Annotated in this window: 24 protein-coding genes; 17 read left to right on the top strand and 7 right to left on the bottom strand. The window is 44.2% G+C overall.

What is annotated here, in order from left to right:
• Positions 1 to 5 precede the first annotated feature (5 nt).
• The gene (locus tag ACXAC1_RS17070; RefSeq protein WP_133559676.1) at positions 6 to 617 is read left to right on the top strand and encodes a MiaE family protein; all 612 of its coding nucleotides are present in this window, start codon (positions 6 to 8) and stop codon (positions 615 to 617) included.
• A 108-nt stretch (positions 618 to 725) separates the two neighbouring features.
• Entirely contained in the window at positions 726 to 1,037 is a 312-nt protein-coding gene (locus ACXAC1_RS17065; RefSeq protein WP_133559677.1) for a hypothetical protein, read from the top strand.
• A 68-nt stretch (positions 1,038 to 1,105) separates the two neighbouring features.
• On the opposite strand, the gene ACXAC1_RS17060 is transcribed toward ACXAC1_RS17065, so the two are convergent.
• From ACXAC1_RS17060 to queC, 4 genes are all read right to left on the bottom strand, one after another.
• Positions 1,106 to 1,882: a UDP-2,3-diacylglucosamine diphosphatase gene (locus ACXAC1_RS17060; protein ID WP_475063022.1), complete on the bottom strand. Its 777-nt coding sequence runs from the start codon at positions 1,880 to 1,882 to the stop codon at positions 1,106 to 1,108.
• Positions 1,883 to 1,886: 4 nt separating this feature from the next.
• Complete coding sequence (locus ACXAC1_RS17055; RefSeq protein WP_133559679.1) at positions 1,887 to 2,384, bottom strand: peptidylprolyl isomerase; 498 nt, start codon at positions 2,382 to 2,384, stop codon at positions 1,887 to 1,889.
• Between the two features lie 30 nt (positions 2,385 to 2,414).
• Positions 2,415 to 3,065: a 7-carboxy-7-deazaguanine synthase gene (queE, locus tag ACXAC1_RS17050; protein ID WP_475063021.1), complete on the bottom strand. Its 651-nt coding sequence runs from the start codon at positions 3,063 to 3,065 to the stop codon at positions 2,415 to 2,417.
• A 106-nt stretch (positions 3,066 to 3,171) separates the two neighbouring features.
• Positions 3,172 to 3,831 carry a 7-cyano-7-deazaguanine synthase QueC gene (gene queC / locus ACXAC1_RS17045; protein WP_475063019.1) on the bottom strand — a complete coding sequence of 220 codons (660 nt, stop codon included), beginning with the start codon at positions 3,829 to 3,831 and terminating at the stop codon, positions 3,172 to 3,174.
• Between the two features lie 174 nt (positions 3,832 to 4,005).
• Between queC and ACXAC1_RS17040 the strand changes: the two genes are divergently transcribed.
• The 5 genes from ACXAC1_RS17040 (at position 4,006) to cysS (ending at position 9,159) form a co-directional block, all read left to right on the top strand.
• Positions 4,006 to 4,950, top strand: coding sequence for a bifunctional helix-turn-helix transcriptional regulator/GNAT family N-acetyltransferase (locus tag ACXAC1_RS17040; RefSeq protein WP_475063017.1), 945 nt, complete (start codon positions 4,006 to 4,008; stop codon positions 4,948 to 4,950).
• Between the two features lies 1 nt (position 4,951).
• Positions 4,952 to 5,674, top strand: a complete 723-nt coding sequence (locus ACXAC1_RS17035; RefSeq protein ID WP_228191075.1) for an AzlC family ABC transporter permease — start codon at positions 4,952 to 4,954, stop codon at positions 5,672 to 5,674.
• Complete coding sequence (locus ACXAC1_RS17030; protein ID WP_133559684.1) at positions 5,667 to 5,996, top strand: AzlD domain-containing protein; 330 nt, start codon at positions 5,667 to 5,669, stop codon at positions 5,994 to 5,996. Before ACXAC1_RS17035 ends, ACXAC1_RS17030 begins: the two co-directional genes overlap by 8 nt.
• Positions 5,997 to 6,097: 101 nt before the next feature.
• Entirely contained in the window at positions 6,098 to 7,768 is a 1,671-nt protein-coding gene (locus ACXAC1_RS17025; protein WP_133559685.1) for a glutamine--tRNA ligase/YqeY domain fusion protein, read from the top strand.
• Between the two features lie 8 nt (positions 7,769 to 7,776).
• Positions 7,777 to 9,159, top strand: a complete 1,383-nt coding sequence (cysS, locus tag ACXAC1_RS17020) for a cysteine--tRNA ligase (RefSeq protein ID WP_475063015.1) — start codon at positions 7,777 to 7,779, stop codon at positions 9,157 to 9,159.
• A 76-nt stretch (positions 9,160 to 9,235) separates the two neighbouring features.
• Here cysS and ACXAC1_RS17015 read toward each other — a convergent pair whose 3' ends face one another.
• Complete coding sequence (locus ACXAC1_RS17015) at positions 9,236 to 9,673, bottom strand: universal stress protein (RefSeq protein WP_133559687.1); 438 nt, start codon at positions 9,671 to 9,673, stop codon at positions 9,236 to 9,238.
• Positions 9,674 to 9,727: 54 nt separating this feature from the next.
• On the opposite strand from ACXAC1_RS17015, the gene ACXAC1_RS17010 reads away from it, so the two are divergent.
• Positions 9,728 to 10,207, top strand: coding sequence for a hypothetical protein (locus tag ACXAC1_RS17010; RefSeq protein WP_475063014.1), 480 nt, complete (start codon positions 9,728 to 9,730; stop codon positions 10,205 to 10,207).
• On the opposite strand, the gene ACXAC1_RS17005 is transcribed toward ACXAC1_RS17010, so the two are convergent.
• Complete coding sequence (locus tag ACXAC1_RS17005; RefSeq protein ID WP_475063012.1) at positions 10,173 to 10,961, bottom strand: DNA topoisomerase I; 789 nt, start codon at positions 10,959 to 10,961, stop codon at positions 10,173 to 10,175. The genes ACXAC1_RS17010 and ACXAC1_RS17005 overlap by 35 nt on opposite strands.
• A gap of 179 nt (positions 10,962 to 11,140) precedes the next feature.
• Between ACXAC1_RS17005 and topA the strand changes: the two genes are divergently transcribed.
• Genes topA through ACXAC1_RS16990 form a run of 3 tightly spaced genes read left to right on the top strand, consistent with a single transcriptional unit; the run spans position 11,141 to position 14,504 of the window.
• The gene (topA, locus tag ACXAC1_RS17000; protein ID WP_475063010.1) at positions 11,141 to 13,768 is read left to right on the top strand and encodes a type I DNA topoisomerase; all 2,628 of its coding nucleotides are present in this window, start codon (positions 11,141 to 11,143) and stop codon (positions 13,766 to 13,768) included.
• Positions 13,765 to 14,235, top strand: coding sequence for a DUF6586 family protein (locus ACXAC1_RS16995; RefSeq protein WP_475063008.1), 471 nt, complete (start codon positions 13,765 to 13,767; stop codon positions 14,233 to 14,235). The genes topA and ACXAC1_RS16995 overlap by 4 nt, the downstream gene beginning before the upstream one ends.
• A 2-nt stretch (positions 14,236 to 14,237) precedes the next feature.
• On the top strand, positions 14,238 to 14,504 hold the full coding sequence (locus tag ACXAC1_RS16990; protein ID WP_133559692.1) for a hypothetical protein: 267 nt from the start codon (positions 14,238 to 14,240) through the stop codon (positions 14,502 to 14,504).
• Between the two features lie 82 nt (positions 14,505 to 14,586).
• On the opposite strand, the gene lexA is transcribed toward ACXAC1_RS16990, so the two are convergent.
• A complete protein-coding gene (gene lexA / locus ACXAC1_RS16985) occupies positions 14,587 to 15,213 on the bottom strand; it encodes a transcriptional repressor LexA (RefSeq protein ID WP_133559693.1) in 627 nt (208 codons plus the stop codon).
• A 70-nt stretch (positions 15,214 to 15,283) separates the two neighbouring features.
• Here lexA and dinG point away from each other — a divergent pair, with 70 nt between their 5' ends.
• The 6 genes from dinG to sixA all read left to right on the top strand — a co-directional run bounded on the left by dinG (position 15,284) and on the right by sixA (position 22,046).
• Positions 15,284 to 17,407 carry an ATP-dependent DNA helicase DinG gene (dinG, locus tag ACXAC1_RS16980; RefSeq protein ID WP_475063006.1) on the top strand — a complete coding sequence of 708 codons (2,124 nt, stop codon included), beginning with the start codon at positions 15,284 to 15,286 and terminating at the stop codon, positions 17,405 to 17,407.
• An 88-nt stretch (positions 17,408 to 17,495) separates the two neighbouring features.
• Positions 17,496 to 18,827 carry a DEAD/DEAH box helicase gene (locus ACXAC1_RS16975; protein WP_475063004.1) on the top strand — a complete coding sequence of 444 codons (1,332 nt, stop codon included), beginning with the start codon at positions 17,496 to 17,498 and terminating at the stop codon, positions 18,825 to 18,827.
• A 9-nt stretch (positions 18,828 to 18,836) separates the two neighbouring features.
• The gene (locus ACXAC1_RS16970) at positions 18,837 to 20,252 is read left to right on the top strand and encodes a protein adenylyltransferase SelO (RefSeq protein ID WP_475063002.1); all 1,416 of its coding nucleotides are present in this window, start codon (positions 18,837 to 18,839) and stop codon (positions 20,250 to 20,252) included.
• A gap of 19 nt (positions 20,253 to 20,271) precedes the next feature.
• Complete coding sequence (locus ACXAC1_RS16965; RefSeq protein WP_475063000.1) at positions 20,272 to 21,303, top strand: NAD(P)H-dependent glycerol-3-phosphate dehydrogenase; 1,032 nt, start codon at positions 20,272 to 20,274, stop codon at positions 21,301 to 21,303.
• Positions 21,296 to 21,571 carry a DUF4389 domain-containing protein gene (locus ACXAC1_RS16960; RefSeq protein ID WP_133559698.1) on the top strand — a complete coding sequence of 92 codons (276 nt, stop codon included), beginning with the start codon at positions 21,296 to 21,298 and terminating at the stop codon, positions 21,569 to 21,571. Before ACXAC1_RS16965 ends, ACXAC1_RS16960 begins: the two co-directional genes overlap by 8 nt.
• A complete protein-coding gene (gene sixA, locus ACXAC1_RS16955; protein ID WP_475062999.1) occupies positions 21,561 to 22,046 on the top strand; it encodes a phosphohistidine phosphatase SixA in 486 nt (161 codons plus the stop codon). The genes ACXAC1_RS16960 and sixA overlap by 11 nt, the downstream gene beginning before the upstream one ends.
• Positions 22,047 to 22,058 lie beyond the last annotated feature (12 nt).

Genomic DNA, 22,058 nt, shown 5'->3' with positions numbered 1-22,058 from the left:
CATTGATGTTAACTGATTATCCTGAGCTAGTAGCTTTTTTACCATGTGAGTCACCAAAAGAATGGGTGCAGTGGGCTTTGGAAAACGAAGAGTTACTATTAGTTGATCACGCTCACTGTGAAAAAAAGGCGGCGTCAACGGCGATGAACTTAATGTATCGTTATGTTGATCGGGAAAATCTTTTACACAAAATGTCTCAACTTGCCCGTGAAGAACTGCTGCATTTTGAACAGGTACTTAAAATCATGAAGAATCGTGGCATAGAGTATCGTCATCTTGAGGCTTCGCGCTACGCAAGTGGTTTACGTCAGCACATTCGTACTCATGAACCAGCAAAATTGATTGATACCTTAATTATTGGTGCATACGTAGAAGCTCGTTCTTGCGAACGATTTGCTGTGCTTATTCCACATCTTCCACCAGAGATTGCAAAGTTCTATAAGTCGCTACTGAAATCTGAAGCACGTCATTTTGAAGATTATCTGTCTTTGGCTGAAGAATATGCGGGACATCCGATTGATGATCGCGTGGCGTTTTTCCGTGAAGTAGAGCGTCAGTTGATCGAAGAACCAGATGTAGAATTTCGAGTTCACAGTGGTCCGCCAAAAGCTGCTTAGATACATTCCTTTACTGAATTAAAACAAACGTTTGTAAAGATTCTTCTTCACAAACACATTTGTGGTGCTACACTCGAATTAACTGCTCTAACAAGAGGAGGGCATGCGATGGGCACTCAAATGAATGATTTATTGCCAGACGTGACCTACTGGCTAACATTACAAATTGCAAAAAGTGATCCGGGTATCGATCTCGAGCAAGTTTACCAAGGGACTGTTGAACTAGATTACCTTTATCAAGTGCTAACCAGTAAAGCTCAGCAACACTGGTGGTCTAAGTACGGCATTGAGCTTAGTCCTGTGACGGTTAACAATGCTTTTTTTAGAGCCATTGCAGTGCTTCATGACCGAAATCTAGAATACAAACGGTCTAGAAATCGCTCTGAAACTGACTGGGTTCGAGAACTCCTCCACTTATAAAAAAAGAGCAGCTTAGCTGCTCTTTTTTATGCATGTATATTTTATAAACTTCGATGACAATTAGAGGATTATAAATTCACAGTGTGCATTGCCTGCCAATCAGATACTGGTGTTACTTGATCGAGATAGCTTTGAGTATCCATCGAGTAATGCTTGAAGGAATTGTCCTTTAGAACACCGCACCAGATCGATCTGTCCCAGTCTCCTAGAACTAAGCGTTTAATGTTTTCAGAGTCATGTAAGGCTGGTCTATGTGTGTGGCCGTGAATTAGCAAATCCGTGTCTGATGGCAGTACACGACTGATCTCATCAAGGTTTACATCCATAATGGCCATGCTTTTGTCAGCAGAGCTACTTTTGGAATCGTCCCTAAGCTTTTGGGCCAGTGCTAAGCGTTGTTCAAGAGGCATGGCGAGCACTTGCTGTTGCCAAGCAGGCTGTCTAACCATGGTACGAAACTCTTGATACGCTTTATCGTCAACACAAAACTCATCACCATGAGTGAGTACAACCTTTATGCCATCAATCGTAATCGGGCTTTGTTCTTGCAACTCAATGACTTGGTTTCGTTTGAACCATCCGTCGCCTACTAAAAAATCACGATTACCAGCAATAAAGTAAGTTATCACTTTGTGTTGGTGAAGTTTCTGTAACTGAAGATCGAGCTGTGTAACCCAATTAGGTTGGTAGTCATCACCGATGTAAGCTTCAAAAAAATCACCAAGGATATAGAGTTCGCAAGGTGCTTTTGAGTGGCAAATTTCATCTGTTAAATGCACAAACGCCTGGATTAGATCCAGGCGCTTGTCACTCAAATGCAAATCTGAGATGAAGTATCGAAGCATGCGCTTATTCTTTGATTAGCTCAGCTGATTCGATGATCACGTCTTCAGCAGGAACGTCTTGGTGACCTGCTTTGATCGTTGTTTGAACTTCTTTGATCTTGTTCACTACGTCCATGCCAGCGGTTACTTTACCAAATACTGCGTAGCCCCAGCCGTCAGGTGTTTTGCTGCGGTGGTTAAGGAAGCTGTTGTCAGCAACGTTGATGAAAAACTGAGCAGAAGCTGAATGTGGATCCATGGTACGCGCCATTGCTAGTGAACCAGCAACGTTTTCAAGGCCATTGTCTGCTTCGTTTTCAATTGGAGCACGTGTTTCTTTTTGCTTCATACCTGGCTCAAAACCACCACCTTGGATCATGAAGCCATTGATAACACGGTGGAATACAACACCGTTGTAAAAGCCTGATGTTACATATTCTTCGAAGTTTTTAGCCGTTTTTGGCGCTTTTTCGTAGTTAAGTTCGATAGTGATGTCGCCAAAATTCGTATGGAAAACGATCATGTAACTTTCCTTTATTCAGTTAGGTTTAAATCAATCAATGCCGAGCATTTTATGTGTTTGTAAACTTAGACGCCACTGCGGATTCTGTAAACAATAGCGAATTGTCTGTGCTTGAGCGTCATTGATGCGCTCATGACCCTCTGGAAGGGCACTCTGATCCATTGGTTGGAGGTAAAAGTGCTCAAATTCAAGGTCAGAGAACAAATTAGGTGGCAAATGATCCTGCGGAAAGATGAGCTTGAGTTCACTGCCTTGGTTCACAACTAAAGGCTCTGCTGTTTTAGGGCTAACACAGATCCAGTCAATACCATCGGGAAGGGGAAGTGTTCCGTTGGTTTCAATGGCCAAAGTGTAGTGTGAAGCTTTCGCAGCAGCTATTAACGCTTCGTCTAGTTGTAAAGCAGGCTCACCACCGGTGAAGATTAAATATTTATGGCTTGTTTGTTCAGGCCAGAGTGTATCTAGGTGCTCAATCAACGCTTTTGCAGTTTTGAATTTGCCACCATTTTGACCATCGGTACCGATAAAGTCGGTATCGCAAAACTGACATTTAGCACTGGCTCGGTGTTTTTCTTTGCCAGTCCATAAGTTACAGCCAGTAAAACGACAAAATATTGCAGGGCGACCTGCATGAGCGCCTTCACCTTGCAGGGAATAGAACGCTTCTTTAATTGAGTACATGGTTATTCCTTCAATCACCCGAAGACAGTCGGGGTTGATAGTGATAACGGTCATTAGCAAATTGCTTGGCAAAAGCTAAATCAGGTTACGTATTTTTTACGAATCGTTAAGCTTCGTAGTTTAGTGGGTCAGTGACGCCTTGTTCAGTAAACGCTTCAAGGCGCTCATTACAGGCACCACATTTACCACACGCTTTTTCACGCCCGTTGTAACAAGTCCATGTATCAGAGTAATCCAAATTCATTGCTAAGCCGGCAGCTAAAATCTCACCCTTAGAGCTGTTTAAGAAAGGCGTAACAATTTCTACAGGCTCATAGTTAGCAATTTTAGACACAGCATTCATGGCGTGAACAAATTCTGGGCGGCAATCTGGGTAAATATGATGATCTCCAGAGTGCGCACCATAATAAACTTCTGGCGCTTCAAGTGATACTGCGTAAGCAATCGCCATAGATAGAAGCACCATGTTTCGGTTAGGAACAACCGTGTTTTTCATGCTTTCTTCAGCGTAATGACCCTCTGGGATGTCGATTTCGCTGGTTAGTGATGATCCAGCCATCAAGCTATTGATTGCTGAAATATCAACAATCTTGTGCGGAATACCGTGTTTTGCACAAACGGCAGCCGCTACATCAAGCTCTTTACTATGGCGCTGTCCGTAGTTAAACGACAGAGCATACACTTCTTTTCCTTCTGCTAAGGCTGTGTGCAACACAGTGTAAGAATCCATTCCTCCTGAATAGACCACAACGGCTTTATTTGACATGGATTGTTTCCCCTTCGTTTCAAGGGCGCGGATTATAGCAAAAACCGTATTTCTAACTAGTCCTAGCTATGAAATAGCAATTTTTATAGCGAGGAAGCAACAAATCAACTTGTGCGTAACTGGTTACGAATATAAAGTATGTAACCAGTTACATAATGTGAGAGTTAATTCGTCGTGGAGCAATTTGGAATTTTATCCCTAGGGAGTCGCCTTAAAAGATTAAGTGACTATCTATACAGTGAGGTTCAGTCAATCTATACAAGTCAGTCTCTTAAAATCTCATCTACCTACTTTCCAATTTTGCGCTTATTGCAGCAGTCTGGGTCGTTGTCAGTGGTCGAGATTTCAGAGCAATTGGGGTTATCGCATCCCGCGGTGAGCAAGCAAGTGACAAAAATGCTAAAGGAAGGCTTGCTTTTAAAGATGCAAGATCCTGATGACCAACGCAGGTCATCAATTAGCCTCTCTACTTTAAGTGAACAGGAAATGTTGAAGGCTGAACCTATCTTAAAAGCGATAGGAGATGAGCTTCAGCGATATCTAGATCGTGTTTCAGGTCCATTTCTCCAGCAATTAGAGCTACTTGAGGGCGAATTGTTAAACGGCCCTTATGCAAAGAGAGTCATTTACAGGCTAAACCCTGAGCAATTAGTTATCCAAACCTGTAACACCGACAAAGACTTTAAAGCGTTTAAGCAACTTAACTTGGAATGGCTTGAAAAATACTTTTGCAATGAAATCTACACCAAGGACAGACAATTGCTCAGCCAACCTCAGAAGTATATTAGTGACTTAGGAGGCGTTGTAAAAGTTGCAAGCGTAGGGGGAGAAGTAATAGGCGCTTATTATGTGCTGCCTTATTCAGCTGATGAAATTGAGCTTGGTAAGCTTGCCGTGACTGAAGCTTATCAAGGGCTGGGCATTGGTGAAGCGCTTTTAAGCGATGCGATGGATGAAGCAAAAGGACTAGGTGGCCAGCGCTTGATGCTTGAGTCACACACATCACTGGCACCAGCACTCAAGCTATATCGTAAAGCAGGGTTTATTGAAGATTTAGACGTTGATGGGTTCAGCGTGCCGCGAGCCAACATAAGAATGATAAAACAATTGGTGGAATAAGATGAAAACACTACAACATGCCCAAAGAGGCGCTATTGCCTCAATACCGATGATCATTGGGGGAATTCCATTCGGTTTATTGTTCGGCTCATTAGCCATCGCGAATGACTTAAGTATTTGGTTCGCAATCGCTATGTCGAGCATCGTATTTGCTGGGTCAGCACAATTTGTTGCCTTAGGGTTAATTGCTGCTGGTGCGCCAATATGGGTAATTGTATTGACGACTTTTGTGGTCAACCTAAGGCACATATTGTATGCGGCCGATATGTTAAAGTTTGTCAAACACTTACCGCTAAAGCTCAGGTTATTTATGGGTTTTGGGCTCATCGACGAAACGTATGCCGCTGTGCGCCCAATGTATGACATGGGTTCAGCCAACAAAGATACCGGTCACAAAGTCTATATCGGCTCATTCTTTAGCTTTTATTTAATGTGGAATGTGACAACGATTATTGGTGCTTTAGCTGGTGAGTTGATACCAGGTATCAGCCAATGGGGCTTAGAGTTTGCCATGGTTGCCACGTTTATCAGCATTGTGACTCCGTATTTGAAAAGCGTTCCTTATTGGGGGGCGTTTGCTGTTGCAATCGTTGCTTCGGTGGCATTGCGCGAGATGCCAAACCACCTAGGATTGATAATGGCCACATTGATGGCGGTAACAACAGGTTATGTACTCGATCGTGGCAATGCTCAGAATGCTTCACAGGAGGCGAAACATGTCTAATGCACAGCTAACACTGATTATCATCGGTATGTTTTTAGTAACTTATTCTGTACGGACGGTTCTGTTTGCGAGTGCGCACAAAGCCCACATCCCAGACTGGTTAAATAAAGCGCTGAAATTTGTGCCGATTTCTGTGTTAACCGCCATCATTGCACCAATGTCCTTAACCAATGCCAGTGGACTTTTGCTTACGCTCTCTAACCCTTGGCTAGTTGGGGCGCTAACATGCCTTGTAGTTGGCTTGTTCTTTCAGCGTCAGTTACTCACGATCTGTGTAGGCGTGATGGTGTTTTTCGTTATGAAAGTCTTTGTTGTGGCGTAGTTTTCGCTTTTGAACATACCAATCAATCGACAAAATCAGATATACTCTTACGCTAATTTTTCTAAACGTTACATGAACACCAATCGGGATTCGAACATAACATGTCAGAAGCGTCTAAAACTGGGAATTTCATTACCCAAATTATTGATAAAGATAACGAAACTGGCAAACACGGTGGCAAAGTCCTAACGCGCTTTCCGCCTGAGCCAAACGGTTATCTTCACATCGGCCATGCTAAATCTATCTGCCTAAACTTCGGCATAGCACAACGTTACCAAGGCCAATGTAACTTACGCTTCGACGACACCAACCCTGAAAAAGAAAGCGTTGAGTACATCGAGTCAATCAAACGTGACGTTGAATGGCTTGGCTTTGATTGGGCGGGTGAGCCTAAATACGCATCAGACTACTTTGATAAGCTTTTTGAGCTAGCTTGCGAATTGATCAAACAAGGTAAGGCTTACGTTTGTGAGTTGAACGCAGAGCAAATGCGTGAATACCGTGGCACACTAAAAGAGCCAGGTAAAAACAGTCCATACCGCGACCGCACGCCAGAAGAAAACTTAGCGCTTTTTCTAGAAATGCGTGACGGCAAATACGCTGACGGTGAGAAAGTATTACGCGCGAAAATTGATATGGCTAGCCCAAACATCAATATGCGTGATCCAATTATCTACCGTATTCGCCACGTACATCACCACCAAACTGGTGATAAGTGGTGCGTATACCCAATGTATGACTTCACCCACTGTCTATCAGACGCCCTTGAAGGCATTACACACTCTATTTGTACACTTGAGTTCCAAGATCACCGTCCGCTATATGACTGGACGCTTGAAACACTTGGTACTGCACATCCACAGCAGATTGAGTTTGCGCGTCTAAACCTAAACTACACGGTGACTAGTAAGCGTAAGCTAAAGCAATTGGTCGATGAAAATCACGTGGAAGCATGGGATGACCCACGTATGCCGACTATTTCAGGTATGCGTCGTCGCGGCTTCACGCCAGCTTCTATTCGAAACTTCTGTGAACGTATCGGTGTGACTAAGTCAGACAGTATCGTTGACTTTGGTATGCTTGAACACGCAATCCGTGAAGATTTAGATGCTAATGCAAACCGCGCGATGGCCGTGTTGAACCCAATTAAGGTGACACTGACCAACTACCCAGAAGATAAAGAAGAAATCTTCACCGTTGGCAACCACCCGAAAAACGAAGAAGCGGGTACCCGTGAAGTGCCATTTAGCAAAGAGCTTTTCATTGATGCCGCTGACTTCGAAGAAGTACCACCGCGTAAGTGGAAGCGTTTAAGTCTTGGTACTGCTGTGCGTCTTCGTGGTGGCTACGTGATTACCTGTGACGAAGCCATTAAAGACGAAAATGGTAACGTTGTTGAGCTGCTATGTTCTTACGATGAAAACACGCTTGGTGTGAACCCAGAAGGTTACAAACCGAAAGGTGTTATTCATTGGGTAAGCGCTAAGCACGCTGTGGACGCTAAAGTTCGTCTATACGACCGTTTATTCAATGACGAAGCCCCGGATGCGAAACACGAAGGCAAAACGTTCCTAGACTTCATTAACCCTGAGTCAATGACTGTTGCAGAAAATGCGAAACTTGAGCCGTCTCTTGCCAAAGCAGAAGCGGGCGTTGGTTTCCAATTTGAACGTGAAGGTTACTTCTGCCGTGACTTGAAAGAAGAAGGTATGGTGTTTAACCGTACTGTGACACTACGTGATTCTTGGGCGAAAATCGAAGCGAAAGGCTAAGGCATAGCATGTTAAAACTGTTTAACACCATGACCGGCAAGAAAGAAGAGTTCAAGCCGATCGAGGAAGGTAAAGTAAAAATGTACGTATGTGGCATCACAGTCTATGACTTCTGCCACATTGGTCACGCGCGGGCGATGATCTCTTTTGACGTCATCACACGATTCTTGCGCCACATTGGCTACGATTTGACATTTGTTCGTAACATCACGGACGTTGATGACAAGATCATTAAGCGTGCTGAGGAAAATGGTGAAAAGCCATCTGAGCTTACCGAACGCATGATTGCTGCAATGCACGAAGATGAATTGGCTCTAGGTAATAAACTGCCTGACCAAGAGCCTAAAGCAACTGAGTTCATGCAGCAGATCATCGACATGATCCAAGTATTAGTGGATAAAGGCTTTGCATATCAAGGCGAAAGCGGCGATGTATTTTACCGTGCAAGCAAGTTCTCTGAGTACGGCAAGTTAAACAACCGTAAACTTGAGGACATGCTAGCTGGTGCTCGAATTGAAGTGGAAGCTTCAAAAGAGCACCCGGCGGATTTCGTACTTTGGAAGCCTGCGAAAGCTGGTGAAGTCTCTTGGGATTCTCCTTGGGGCAAAGGTCGCCCAGGTTGGCACATCGAGTGTTCAGCGATGTCGACTCACTGTCTGGGTAATCATTTTGATATCCACGGTGGTGGCCCGGATCTTAAGTTTCCACACCACGAAAACGAAATTGCGCAATCTGAAGCGGCAACAGGCGAGCAGTATGTTAATTACTGGATGCACTGTGGAGCGGTTCGCGTAAATAACGAAAAAATGTCTAAATCGCTAGGCAACTTTTTCACGATTCGCGAAGTGCTTGAGAAGTTCAACCCAGAAGTAGTGCGTTACCTGATGGTATCGAGCCAATACCGCAGCAGTATTGATTACTCTGATGCGAGCTTGAAAGAAGCCAAGACAGCACTTGAGCGACTGTACACAGCGCTTCGTGGCCAAGAAATCGCAAGTAGCTATGTTGCTACGGAATACACTCAACGCTTTGAAGATGCGATGCGTGATGATTTCAATACACCTGTAGCGCTTTCTGTTCTGTTCGAGTTAGTGCGTGAGCTAAACAAAGCACGTGCAGAGGGAAGCGAGCAGGCAGCAACGCTTGCAGCTGAACTTAAAGCATTGGCGGATCTTGTTGGTTTGCTATCTCAAGACCCAGAATACTTTATGCAAAACAGTACGGTTAACGAAGGTTTGTCTGCTGAAGAGATCGAAGGTTTTATTGCTGAACGTGCACAAGCACGTAAAGATAAAAACTTTGCACGCAGTGACGAGATTCGCGACTTGCTATTAGAGCAGGGGATTACACTGCTAGATACACGTGAAGGCACGACTTGGACACGTGGTTAAGTCTTTACGTATTGACTGAGTATTAAAAAGGGAGGCTTTGCCTCCCTTTTGTTTAGATCGATGTCTCTATCTCGGATCAGTCACCTGATTTAACACGAACAGCTAATACATCACATGGTGCGCCGTGCAGTACGCCATTGGCTGTTGAACCTAGAAGCAAAGCCAAGCCATGTCGGCCGTGGCTGCCGACTACAATTAAGTCAGCGTTATTTTCTTCCGCTACTCGATGGATTTCGGTTTCAATACCACCCTGGGTAACGACAGTGGCTTGCACAGGAACATCTAGTTGATCAACTAAGACTTCCATTCGTTGTTTTGCTGTAGTCTGCAGTTGTTCTTGAATGTCGCTTACATCAATCGGCACATCACCGCCGTAAGCGTAGTTTAAAGACTCAATAACGTGGATAATAGTCAGTTGACCATCAAACGCCTTGCACATTGCAGCGGCCTTGTTGGCAACTAAAATACTTTGGTCCGTTAAATCCACCGCCAAAACAATGCGTTGGTAGGGCATGGGATACCTCCAATTTTGGGTTCCATTTGTTCTTAACACTTTAAGAGTAATTCAATGACAGCTTTAATTGTAGTGTTTATTACCCTTTCCTTGATGGGGTCCGCTTTATGGATCATGCCTTCAAAGAGAGAGCGAGAAAAAATGTCTCTTCGTATGTTGGCTCGAAAACACAATATCACCGTTCAATTAACCAGTATTGAACTGCCCGATAAATGGGATAAGGTGACTGAAAAAGAAAGTGTCTGCGCCTATCACAAGTATCGCGAAAAACCGCTTAAAGACTTTAGCGATATCAATGTATACCCATATGAGGTTTGGAAACACCCAGAAATTTGTAAAAATTGGTATGCAAGCCAATCATTTACACTTTCAGGGCGCGCCATTTCTATATTAGAAAAACATCACAATGTCTTTGTTGCGATAGAAATTAGCGCAGCGAAAGTGAGCTTATACTGGCGAGAAAAAGGTGACGATGAAACCGTTAATGAGGCCAATGAGCTTATTGAGGACCTTTTGCAGCTTCGTCTTGGCTAGCCGCGGGCTGGCTTTGATCTTCTAAAGAATGCATAAGCTCCGTGAGCATTTCCTCGGGGGTTTCTGCATCTTGAATTGCCATAACTTGCGGAGCAAAAATCTCTTTCATTCGGTCATCAACAAACTTTTCAAGCTCTTTCTTTTCTGGTCGATCGACGTTGTTGGATTTCAAATGTGACAAAATAACGCTATATAAAGTTTGTGCAACGCGCATATCGCCAGAGTGAAAATTTTTATTGGCTTGTACAATTTGACGGTTGAGTTGAATCCACAAATTTAGCCAACGCAAATAGGTGTAGCATAATTTGTAGTGAGTGTTACTGATGCGACCTTTTCTTCGCATATAAAGAAGCATTTTTGCGGCTTTGGTAATCCGTTCTTTGTACTTGGTTTTTTCATGGAAGCTCATCTCATCCGGTTCATGATGAAATTCAGTGGGAGCCTCTTCTCGTTCTGCTTCGGCTTTGGCAATACGCTCTTCTATTTTTTCAGGATCATCTGAGTAGGAAACAAGCTCCCTTAAATTCTCCAAATAAAAGTCATAGAATACATCACTAACAATCATATCGGTGTTTATGCTACGTAAGCCAATGATATGCTGCTCCATGCGATCAGCACGATTTTGCAACTGTAAATACTTTAGTCGACGCTCTTTTAGTTCTTGTTCTTTTTGATGTGCACGAGAACCAATCACTACTGAAATCAGCACGATTATGAAAAGAATGACTATAGTTAAGATCTGAAGCGTAGCCATGATTGTCCTTTTTAAATGATTTCAGTATGTTAAAGGGCAAATACTGGACTCGGCAATAGGAATGTTGCGAATCTGTAAGGGATTGCTTGTCATATAATAGCGCTTTGCTTAATATCTGCGCCCCTAAAGTAATCAAACTACGTTCATCTTTCAAAAGTAATTAAGGCTCGAACAACTCAATGGCTAAATCTCTGGTTATCGTGGAATCGCCGGCAAAGGCGAAAACAATTAACAAGTACCTCGGCAACGACTATGTCGTAAAGTCGAGTGTAGGTCATATACGAGATCTGCCTGCAGGAACGACATCAACCTCCACTCCGCAGGAGCGTGCTAAGCAAGCGGCCTTAACTCGAAAGATGAGTCCAGAAGAAAAAGCGGTTTACAAACGCACCAAGGCTCGCAAACAGCTCATCAACCGTATGGGTGTTGACCCCGAGCAAAATTGGGCTGCTCACTACGAAGTGCTTCCAGGAAAAGAGAAAGTCGTCGATGAACTAAAACGCCTAGCCAAAAATGCTGACACTATCTATCTCGCAACCGATTTGGATAGAGAAGGTGAGGCGATTGCATGGCATTTACGTGAAGCCATTGGTGGTGATGACAGTCGCTACAAGCGAGTTGTGTTCAATGAGATCACTAAAAACGCCATCAAATCCGCTTTCGATACGCCATCTGACTTGGACATAAACCGTGTTAACGCTCAACAGGCACGTCGTTTTCTTGACCGTGTAGTTGGTTTCATGGTGTCACCCCTGCTATGGGCAAAAGTTGCCCGCGGTTTATCTGCTGGTCGTGTGCAGTCTGTAGCTGTGAGACTAATTGTAGAGCGTGAAAAAGAAATTCGAGCTTTCATTCCAGAAGAATTCTGGGAATTGGATGCTAACTTAGCGACAAAAGATGATTCAAACATTACCTTTGAAACCGCTAAGTACCAAGGAAAAGAGTACCGCCCTACATCTAAAGAGCAATCTGACGAGCATGTTCAGCGAATTGAAAAGCTGCCGTTTAATGTCGCTAATCGTGAAGACAAACCGACCAAGTCTAAACCTTCAGCACCATTTATCACGTCAACACTACAACAAGCTGCCAGCACTCGCCTGAGCTTTGGTGTTAAAAAGACGATGATGCTCGCTCAACGTTTGTACGAAGCGGGTTACATTACTTACATGCGTACTGACTCGACCAACTTAAGCCAAGAAGCGGTAGAATCTGTTCGCGAGTTTATTCAATCGAGTTACGGTGATGCTTACTTACCAAAAGAAGCGCTGCGCTATTCAAGCAAAGAAGGTGCTCAAGAGGCCCACGAAGCGATTCGACCATCAAGCGTAACGGTTACTCAAGACATGCTTCAGGGCATGGATAAAGATGCTCATCGTCTTTACGATTTGATCCGTAATCAGTTTATTGCCTGTCAAATGACGCCTGCAGAATACACGTCGACAACGATCACTGTGATGGCGGGTGAATACGAATTGCGTGCTAAAGGCCGCATCCTTCGCTTTGATGGTTACACGCGAGTGTTAACACCTGTAGGCAAGAAAGCAGAAGATACGATTCTGCCTGATGTACAAAAAGGCGATCAATTAACGCTGCTAAGCTTAGATCCGGCGCAACACTTCACGAAGCCACCGGCTCGTTTTAGTGAAGCGAGCCTTGTAAAAGAGCTAGAAAAGCGCGGCATTGGTCGTCCTTCCACTTATGCTTCGATCATCTCTACGATACAAGATCGTGGTTACGTTCGAGTTGAGAATCGTCGTTTTTATGCTGAGAAAATGGGCGACATTGTGACCGATCGATTGGTGGCAAGCTTTGACGATCTAATGAACTACAGCTTCACTGCACAAATGGAAGAGAAGTTGGATGACATCGCGGAAGGCGAAAAAGATTGGATTCAAGTTTTAAACGACTTCTACCAAGATTTTAGTCAAACACTCAATCAAGCGGAAGCAGAAGAAGGTGGTATGGCTCCAAACGAACCTACGCCGACCGATATTCCGTGTCCGACATGTGGTCGCCCAATGCAAATCCGTACCGCTAGTACGGGGGTTTTCTTGTCATGTTCTGGTTACGCACTGCCACCAAAAGAGCGCTGTAAAGCAACCATAAACTTGGTCAGTGGCGATGAAGCAGTTGCAGTAGATGATGAAGAAGGCGAATCTAAAGCACTGATCAACAAGCGTCGTTGTGATATCTGTGGCTCAGCAATGGACAGCTACTTGGTTGATGAGCATCGTAAGCTTCATGTGTGTGGTAACAATCCATCATGTACAGGTTACGAAGTAGAGCAAGGTACCTTCAAGTTGAAAGGCTATGACGGACCAGTTATTGAGTGTGACAAATGTGGTTCTGAAATGCAGCTTAAGACTGGTCGTTTTGGTAAGTACTTCGGTTGTACCAATGAAGAATGTAAAAACACTCGTAAGCTTTTGAAAAATGGCGAAGTGGCTCCACCAAAAATGGACCCAGTACCAATGCCTGATTTGCCATGTCAAAAGGTAGAAGATCACTATGTTTTGCGTGATGGTGCGACCGGCTTATTCTTAGCTGCGAGTCAATTCCCGCGTAAGCGTGAGACTCGACCGCCATTGGTAAAAGAGTTGAAGCCGTACATGGAACAAATTGATCCTAAATACCACTACTTCGATAAAGCCCCTTTGCAAGACGAAGAGGGTAACCCGACCGTTATTCGCTTTAGTCGTAAAACTAAAGAGCAATACATTATGACTGAAGTAGAAGGAAAGCCTACTGGCTGGAAGGCTTTCTATGAAGGTGGTAAATGGAAAATCGAACATGGTAAGAAGAAATGAGCGGTTCAAGCTTAGCAAGCGTAACCAACCAGCGCCTAGACGCTGCTAGAAGACTGCTTCAGCAAGCAACAGAAATGGATAACGATTGGATGACTCAAAGCCTTGAGTCATCTGCATTGTTCCAGTTAAGATGCGGGCTGAATGGACTGCTGCAAGAGGTGAAAACCTCTTACAGCCTACCTGCTGCTCTCGATTTAGACTCGTTGCTTCAAGCCGCGAATGCGAAAGGCATCAGTGTTCCTGTGCTGAATGAGTTGGCACTATTGAAAAACAATGGTCAATCTTGGTTGAGCCAATTGCATGTTGCCTTCCAAGCCGCCTTAGATTGCCAAGTGGCTAATCAGTCCTATGGAGCAGGAGTGGAATTGATTGGCCGCGGCTCTGACGCTGGTACATCTACGAAATACATTTTGAGCTCTTTAACAGAGTTAGTCTTACGCTATCGCGAAGACGCGGCCGAATATTAGTGATGAAAGATACCTACTTAGAAATTGTCGAATTGGAAAATGGTGAGATTGTCTTACGCCCAGCAGGGGAGGATGACGATAAAACTCCTATTGCAACACTCACGATTTCCGATGATACGAAAGACTTCCTGAAAGATCGTTATTTTGAGCTTGCCAAGTGCATGTTCCATGCGGGCATCGACTTCGTTTATTCAGAAGATTTCGGTGGCATGGATTCGTCTGAAGGCGATGTGCACGATGAAGAGTTTATGCCGCGGATTTTGCATTAAATAAACCGTTTCGAATCATGGTCAATGCCATAAAAAAGCCTCTATCACTAGAGGCTTTTCAGGAATTGATTATAGGAATTGATTAATGGCCTCGTCGGATTACGCCCACCGAGAGCCCTTCAATGGCAAAGTCTTCGCTTTCCAGATCTACGATAATGTCATTAAATTCTTCGTTTTCCGGGATTAAGCGTACTTCACGACCTTTTTGCTCAAATCGCTTCACGGTTACTTCATCACCGATGCGGGCCACCACGATCTGACCATTGCGCACCGTGTGAGTTTTATGGACAGCTATCAGGTCACCATCTAGAATGCCTGCGTCTTTCATACTCATGCCGTTAACAGACAGTAAGTAGTCAGCTTTTGGTGAGAACATTTCTGCGGCGATAGGGATTCTGGCATCGATGTTCTCTTGTGCCAAAATTGGATAGCCTGCTGCGACTCGTCCAACAATTGGTAAAGTGCCAGCTTCATCGTTCGCACTTACGGGTGCTTCTTGCTCTACAAGGCGAATGCCACGAGAAGCGCCAGAAAGCATTTCGATTGCGCCTTTTTTGCTAAGCGCTTTTAAATGTTCTTCTGCTGCGTTTGGGGAGCGAAAGCCTAAACGCGCCGCAATTTCAGCACGAGTAGGTGGGAAGCCTGTTTCGTTAATAAATTCGCGAATTGTTTCTAGTACGTCAGACTGTCTTTTTGTTAATTTAATCATACGGCATCTGTTTGTTTATACAGTTACTGTTATTATATACAGCTATCAATCAATTGCTCAACTATATTCCATGCTTTCAGACTCGATAAAAGAAAATATTCAAACGGCCTATCGCGCTTACCTTGAAGCCAAAGGCCATAAAGCACGTGTTGGTCAGCGTCATATGATTGCTACGATTGCACGAACGCTTGGTAATATACGACAAGGTTCAGAAGGCGAAAGGCTTGGTGAGAAGCATGTTGCCGTGGTTGAGGCTGGAACAGGTACTGGCAAAACACTTTCTTACTGTTTATCTGCCATCCCCATTGCGAAAGCCAAAGGGCTTAAATTAATCATATCAACAGCCACTGTTGCGCTGCAGGAGCAGATTCTCCATAAAGAGCTGCCAAGCCTGCTGGAATACACCGATTACACGTTTCGCTATACCTTGGCCAAAGGTCGTGGTCGCTATCTTTGCTTAAATAATTTAGAGAGCTTTCTAAGTGCGGAAGATCAAGCCACAGAAGATATGTTTGCAGGCCTGTTTGAGCAACACTTAACACCTGATGATGTAAATACCGTTTTGTATCAGGAAATGGACGACTCACTTCGTGATGGCAAGTGGGATGGCGATAAAGATAATTGGGAAGGCATTATTCGTGAGCAGGATTGGCGACGTTTAACCACCGATCATCAGCAGTGCACGAACCGCAATTGTGCGAATTTTTCAGCTTGCCCATTTTTTAAAGCCAGAGCTGAGTTAGAGACGGCCGATGTTATCGTGGCTAACCACGACTTGGTATTAGCAGACTTATCATTAGGTGGCGGTGCGATCTTATCCGATCCCAAAGAAACTATTTATGTGTTTGATGAAGGGCATCACCTACCAGACAAGGCAATCGGTCATTTCCGTCATGAGGTCCGTCTACAGCAAAGCATTAGTTGGCTTAAGCAGCTAGACAAGAACTTAATCAACCTACGTCAAGAGCTGACCGATGAGGTCAGTTTAACGGGGCAAATCCTTCTAAAATTGCCACAGCAGATACAAAGCACGATCAATTTTATTCAATATGCACAGCAAGGGCTCGCTCCATTTATTCAGAATTTAGGTTTAGATGAAGACTCGCGACAGCATCGCTTTGAGTTTGGTGTGATTCCTGATGAGTTAAGGCAGCTTGCTTACAGCTTATCTACTTCCTATCAAAAGCTGTTTAACCAGATAGAGAACATTCAGGACGAATGTAAAAAGGTGAAGCAAAACGAAGGGATGGGATTAACCGAAGAAACCGCAGAGAACTGGCTACCGATCCTTGGTGTCATCCTTGGTCGCTTAGAAGCTTGTGTGGAACTATGGAAGCTTTACGCTGCGCTGGACGATCAAAACTATCCCCCAAACGCTCGCTGGTTATTGGTGGTTGGGCAAGGGCTTGAACAGGACATAGAGCTAGGCGGATCACCGATCTTGGCTGCTCATACGCTGAGAATGCAACTGTGGGATAAGTGTTTTGGTGCTGTGGTGACATCAGCCACACTGACTGCGTTAAACGAATTTCATCGCTTTAACATGCGCTCCGGCGTACCAAGAGAAAGTGAATACCTAAGAGTCGTCAGTCCCTTTGATTTCCAGAACAAGGGCACGTTAGTTGTTCCGAATATGACGTCTGAGCCCAATCATGCAGAAGCACATACAAAAGAGCTCATCACATACTTGAACGACAACGTCGATACATCGCTTGGCTCGTTGGTGTTGTTTTCCTCACGACGCCAAATGGAAGAAGTGGCTGCTGGCCTAAAAGATAACCTCAAAGACATCCTACTGATTCAGGGAGAGCAATCGAAGCGCATTATTTTGGAAAGCCACAAAGATGCCATAGATGGCGATAAAGGCAGTTTGCTATTTGGCTTGGCAAGTTTTGCGGAAGGTGTCGATTTGCCTGGTAAATATCTGACAAGAGTGTACATCGCCAAAATCCCATTTGCGGTTCCAGATGATCCGGTTGAAGCCACATTAGCAGAATGGATTCAGCGACGCGGAGGCAATCCGTTTATGGAAATTACGATTCCGGATGCCTCGTTACGACTTGTTCAAGCAACCGGCCGTTTACTGAGAAGTGAAACCGACAGTGGCGAAATTCATATTCTGGATAAGCGCTTACATACGAAGCGCTACGGTAGACAATTAATCAACAGCTTGCCGCCTTACAAACAGATTTAACCAAACTAAAGGTGATAAAGGGCTACCATTTAGGTACACTTCACGCCTGAGTAATTACATTCATTCAAAAGAGATTAAAGACTCTCACATGGAAAAACAGCAAGAAGCAGCGCGCCCTGCATCAAAGGGACCAAAGCGCCAACGTAGACCCCGTCGTAAACACAACAAAAGCAGTGCTAACGCTACGGGAACTAGTACTCCAACTGCTGAAAAAACGTCTAATGGAGAACTTTGGTCAATTAAAGACTTTAAGGTTGCTGAAGTTGAAGGCAAAGTACGTTTTCATGATATGAACCTTCCGGATCGTGTAATGAAAGCCATTCAAACCATGGGGTTTGAATACTGCAGTGAGATTCAAGCTGCGACATTACCTGCCACACTTCAAGGTTATGATCTGATTGGTCAAGCTCAAACAGGTACCGGTAAGACAGCCGCGTTCTTAATCGCGATGATCAGTGACTTCTTAGATTACCCAGTTGAAGGTGAACGTGCCAACAACTTCCCACGTGGTCTAATCATTGCTCCAACTCGTGAGCTTGCTTTGCAAATCGCTGACGAGGCAGAGAAGCTAACCAAGTACACCAATCTAAATGTTGTGTCATTGGTTGGAGGCATGAATTATGACAAACAGCGTCAGCAACTTGAGACAGAGTTTGTTGATTTAATCGTTGCTACACCAGGGCGTTTACTTGACTTTGCACGTAGCAAGAAAGTCATGTTGAACAAAGTAGAATGTGTGGTGCTAGACGAAGCCGACCGTATGCTGTCAATGGGCTTTATCCCAGACGTGAAAAGCATTATTCGTATGACGCCTCATAAAGAGCGCCGTCAAACGATGCTGTTTAGTGCAACGTTCCCGAAAGATATTCAGGCATTGGCTCGTCAGTGGACATTCCACCCAAAAGAAGTGTCTGTTGTTCCTAAAGAAACAACGAATAAAAACATCGATCAAGTCATTTACACGGTTTCTAATAATCAAAAATGGCCAATCTTGAAAAAGCTAATCGAAGAGAATGGTAGTCAACGCACCATTATTTTTGCGAACCGCCGTGATGAGACCCGTGATCTCCACGAGAAATTGAAGAAGGCTAACATCAACTGTGCCATGCTATCAGGTGAGGTTTCACAAGATAAACGCGTTAAAACCCTTGCTAAATTCAAAGACGGAAGCATTCAGGTATTGGTTGCGACAGATGTGGCTGGTCGTGGTATTCACGTCGATAACATCGAGCTAGTCGTTAACTATGCATTACCTGATGACCCTGAAGATTATGTGCACCGTATCGGCCGTACTGGTCGTGGTGGCGAACAAGGTAAATCTGTTAGCTTTGCAACAGAAGATGACTCTTTCATGATCCCTGAAATTGAAGCGACCATCGGTACGTCTATTCGTTGCGAATACGTTCGAGATCAGGACTAGAAATAGTTTATGCGTTTGCAGCATCGTTTTGCTCAATTAGGCAATGAATTTAGTGCTCATACCTATGTACAACCGTTGCAAGAGCAACGGTTGGTTGAGATAAACAAACTTCATGCTCAACATTTAGCAATTGATGTGACTGATGCGCAGACGCTTTCGATCTTATCTGGCGAAACCACTTTATCCGATAGCCTTAGTATGGTGTATGCTGGCCATCAATTTGGTGGTTTTACACCACAGCTAGGAGATGGACGAGGTGTTTTACTGGGTGAAGTCATCGCTCAGGATGGTTCCTACCATGATCTTCACGTAAAAGGTTCTGGGCAAACGCCATTCAGCAGGCAAGGAGACGGTAGAGCCGTACTTCGGTCATCTATCCGCGAATACTTGGCCAGTGAAGCCATGGCGGCTCTTGGCATTCCGACATCCAGAGCATTAGCTTTGTATGATAGCCAACAAGCCGTCTATCGTGAGCATCCCGAAATCGGCGCTATGCTCATTCGTACGGCTCAAACACACATCCGCTTCGGGCATTTCGAATACTTTTTTGCTCATAAAAAGACCACAGAGCTACAGCGTCTCATCGACTTTACTCTAGAAAATCATTTCCCCCATTGCCTCAACACTGAACAACCAATAAAAGCCATGCTTATTGAAGTGGTTCAGAGGACTGCTCGCATGATCGCCAAGTGGCAAGCGGTTGGTTTCCAGCATGGGGTAATGAATACCGATAATTTCTCTATTTTAGGTGAAACTATCGATTACGGTCCGTTTGGTTTTATGGAAGATTTCAATGAACGCTGGATTAGTAATCACTCCGATCAAGACGGTCGATATGCTTTTCATCGTCAACCCGGTATAGGGCTTTGGAATCTAAACTGCTTAATGCACGCTTTCTCAGGCCATTTTACTCGTGACGATCTGATTGAGGTGTTAAAGCATTACGAGCCCTGCCTACAAGAACATTACGATACCTTGATGGCACAAAAACTTGGTATCAAAGTAGATGAAAGTCTCGAACCTTTACTAGAAAAGTTATTCGCTCTACTGCGCCGTGAAAAGCTCGATTACTCATTGTTTTTTAGATCTTTGTCGCATCTAACACCTAACAGTCCAGAAAAAATCTTAGATGAGGTGATCGATAGGGAAGCAATGTCTCAATGGCTTGACTACTATTGGTCCGTGCGCAATAAATCACAAGTGGCTAATGCCCAGCACATGATGCTGTGCGTTAACCCAAAGTTTGTTTTAAGAAATTATCTGGCTCATGAAGTCATAACAGCTGCTGAAAAGGGGAATTATTTGCCATTTCGTCAGCTGCTTGCGGTCTTATCTAGTCCTTTTGAGGAGCACCCAGAGAGTAACTCTTTGGCCATGCGTAGCCCTGAGTGGGGAAAAGACCTAGAAGTAAGCTGCTCATCTTAATGTAAGGTTAAATATTTATATGGATAAGCAATCAGTTTGTGTATTAGGTGGTGGTAGTTTCGGTACAGCGCTGGCTAACATCATGGCAAAGAATGGCCACCAAGTAAGCCAATGGATGCGCAACGAAGAGCAAGTAGAAGAGATCAATTTAACAGGGCTTAATAGCCGTTATCTTCCTAATGCACCGTTACATCAAGAGCTACTTGCCACCAGCAATTTGGAAGAAGCCATACGTACCAGTAACACGATCTTTGTATCAATTCCTTCGAAATCATTTGAGCAGGTCGTAGAAAGAATTAAGCCGTTGCTGACACCTAATCAGGTTTTGATCAGCACGACTAAAGGCTTTAATCCTAATCGCTTCGAGCTCATGAGTGACATTCTGAAGCGAAACGGTGTCACAGAGCGCATTGGCGTATTAAGCGGTCCAAATTTAGCAAAAGAAATTGCAGCAGGCCATTTGACTGGATCCGTTATTGCCAGTGATGATGACGCACTTAGAACTACTGTTATTGAGCTACTTAAATCTCGGACGTTTCGAGTCTATGAAAACCGTGACAGCACCGGTGTTGAATTAGCCGGCGCCCTGAAAAACATTTATGCCATTGTCTGTGGCTTGGCCAAAGCTATGAAAGTGGGCGAAAACACCATGGCAATGATCATGACGCGTAGCCTTGCGGAAATGAGTCGCTTTGCGGTTCACTTTGGTGCCAACCCCATGACATTTTTAGGCCTTGCTGGGATGGGAGACCTAATCGCTACCTGCACCTCTCCACTTAGTCGTAATTATCGAGTAGGATTTGCCTTGGGTTCAGGCGAAGAATTGGAAAAGGCAATCGGAACCATTGGTGAAGTTGCTGAAGGTGTGAATACACTAAAAATGGTAGTAGAAGAAGCCAATAAGCATGGCTTGTATATGCCATTAGCTTCTGGTTTGTATAAACTAATTTTTGACAACGCGAGTTTAGATTCTTTAATCGGTACCATGATGACCGGCGAACAGAAATGGGATGTAGAATTCGCAACTGCTGGAGTAAATAGAAATGAATAAACCTGGTTACGCAAATCAAGAGTTTTGGATCCGACTTGTTTTCATGTTGATTTATTGGTGCCTACTAAACCTAGCGCTCACAGTGTTTGGTTTCTTGGTTGTTATTACTACGATCGTTAAATTTGCCTCTAAATGTGAACTTTCTGGATTGACGTATTGGGTTCGCTCAACCGGTGTATTTGTTAAACAAATCGTCTCCTTCTTATCTTTCAGTACCGAAGAAAAGCCATTTCCTTTCCAGCCATGGTCAGATAAAGATGGCGAGTAATCTTAAGCGCTTATATGTCATGAGGCACGGCCATGCCGAGCCTTTTGGCTATGACAACGATGCGCAAAGAGAGTTGACCGCTCAGGGGTATGCAGAAGTACGACAAACTGCCGAACAGTTTGCTGTGAGGCAAGAAGACTTTGATGCTATTTTTGTCAGCCCTTATATTCGTGCACAACAGACGGCCAATGAGTTTATCAAGGTTCTGGGGACTGGAGCTAATTTCGAAACGATTGATTTGATTACTCCGAGCGGTAAACCGCTCGATGTGGCATTGTGGCTTCACGACTTACCTTATTCTTCAGTCTTGCTGGTTACTCACCAACCCTTCGCTCATCAATTAGTGGATATGTTGGCTGACGAACCTTTGCCTTATGAGTTCCAGATGACAACGGCAACTATGGCAGCTCTTGAGGGGGAACTCTTTGCAACGGCTTGCTGTCAATTTAAATGGGCAATCTCTCCAAAACTGTAAAGAGTTTATTAA

Source organism: Marinomonas sp. AWM4_232, from assembly GCF_056158325.1.
This window is presented reverse-complemented; position numbering and strand designations above follow the sequence as displayed.

Bases quoted from the DNA above. Each gene is read 5' to 3' on its own strand.
- ACXAC1_RS17070 (WP_133559676.1), top strand. From the start codon at position 6: ATGTTAACTGATTATCCTGAGCTAGTAGCTTTTTTACCATGTGAGTCA.
- ACXAC1_RS17065 (WP_133559677.1), top strand. From the start codon at position 726: ATGGGCACTCAAATGAATGATTTATTGCCAGACGTGACCTACTGGCTA.
- ACXAC1_RS17060 (WP_475063022.1), bottom strand. From the start codon at position 1,882: ATGCTTCGATACTTCATCTCAGATTTGCATTTGAGTGACAAGCGCCTG.
- ACXAC1_RS17055 (WP_133559679.1), bottom strand. From the start codon at position 2,384: ATGATCGTTTTCCATACGAATTTTGGCGACATCACTATCGAACTTAAC.
- queE (WP_475063021.1), bottom strand. From the start codon at position 3,065: ATGTACTCAATTAAAGAAGCGTTCTATTCCCTGCAAGGTGAAGGCGCT.
- queC (WP_475063019.1), bottom strand. From the start codon at position 3,831: ATGTCAAATAAAGCCGTTGTGGTCTATTCAGGAGGAATGGATTCTTAC.
- ACXAC1_RS17035 (WP_228191075.1), top strand. From the start codon at position 4,952: ATGAAAACACTACAACATGCCCAAAGAGGCGCTATTGCCTCAATACCG.
- ACXAC1_RS17030 (WP_133559684.1), top strand. From the start codon at position 5,667: ATGTCTAATGCACAGCTAACACTGATTATCATCGGTATGTTTTTAGTA.
- ACXAC1_RS17025 (WP_133559685.1), top strand. From the start codon at position 6,098: ATGTCAGAAGCGTCTAAAACTGGGAATTTCATTACCCAAATTATTGAT.
- cysS (WP_475063015.1), top strand. From the start codon at position 7,777: ATGTTAAAACTGTTTAACACCATGACCGGCAAGAAAGAAGAGTTCAAG.
- ACXAC1_RS17015 (WP_133559687.1), bottom strand. From the start codon at position 9,673: ATGCCCTACCAACGCATTGTTTTGGCGGTGGATTTAACGGACCAAAGT.
- ACXAC1_RS17010 (WP_475063014.1), top strand. From the start codon at position 9,728: ATGACAGCTTTAATTGTAGTGTTTATTACCCTTTCCTTGATGGGGTCC.
- ACXAC1_RS17005 (WP_475063012.1), bottom strand. From the start codon at position 10,961: ATGGCTACGCTTCAGATCTTAACTATAGTCATTCTTTTCATAATCGTG.
- topA (WP_475063010.1), top strand. From the start codon at position 11,141: ATGGCTAAATCTCTGGTTATCGTGGAATCGCCGGCAAAGGCGAAAACA.
- ACXAC1_RS16995 (WP_475063008.1), top strand. From the start codon at position 13,765: ATGAGCGGTTCAAGCTTAGCAAGCGTAACCAACCAGCGCCTAGACGCT.
- ACXAC1_RS16990 (WP_133559692.1), top strand. From the start codon at position 14,238: ATGAAAGATACCTACTTAGAAATTGTCGAATTGGAAAATGGTGAGATT.
- lexA (WP_133559693.1), bottom strand. From the start codon at position 15,213: ATGATTAAATTAACAAAAAGACAGTCTGACGTACTAGAAACAATTCGC.
- dinG (WP_475063006.1), top strand. From the start codon at position 15,284: ATGCTTTCAGACTCGATAAAAGAAAATATTCAAACGGCCTATCGCGCT.
- ACXAC1_RS16975 (WP_475063004.1), top strand. From the start codon at position 17,496: ATGGAAAAACAGCAAGAAGCAGCGCGCCCTGCATCAAAGGGACCAAAG.
- ACXAC1_RS16970 (WP_475063002.1), top strand. From the start codon at position 18,837: ATGCGTTTGCAGCATCGTTTTGCTCAATTAGGCAATGAATTTAGTGCT.
- ACXAC1_RS16965 (WP_475063000.1), top strand. From the start codon at position 20,272: ATGGATAAGCAATCAGTTTGTGTATTAGGTGGTGGTAGTTTCGGTACA.
- ACXAC1_RS16960 (WP_133559698.1), top strand. From the start codon at position 21,296: ATGAATAAACCTGGTTACGCAAATCAAGAGTTTTGGATCCGACTTGTT.
- sixA (WP_475062999.1), top strand. From the start codon at position 21,561: ATGGCGAGTAATCTTAAGCGCTTATATGTCATGAGGCACGGCCATGCC.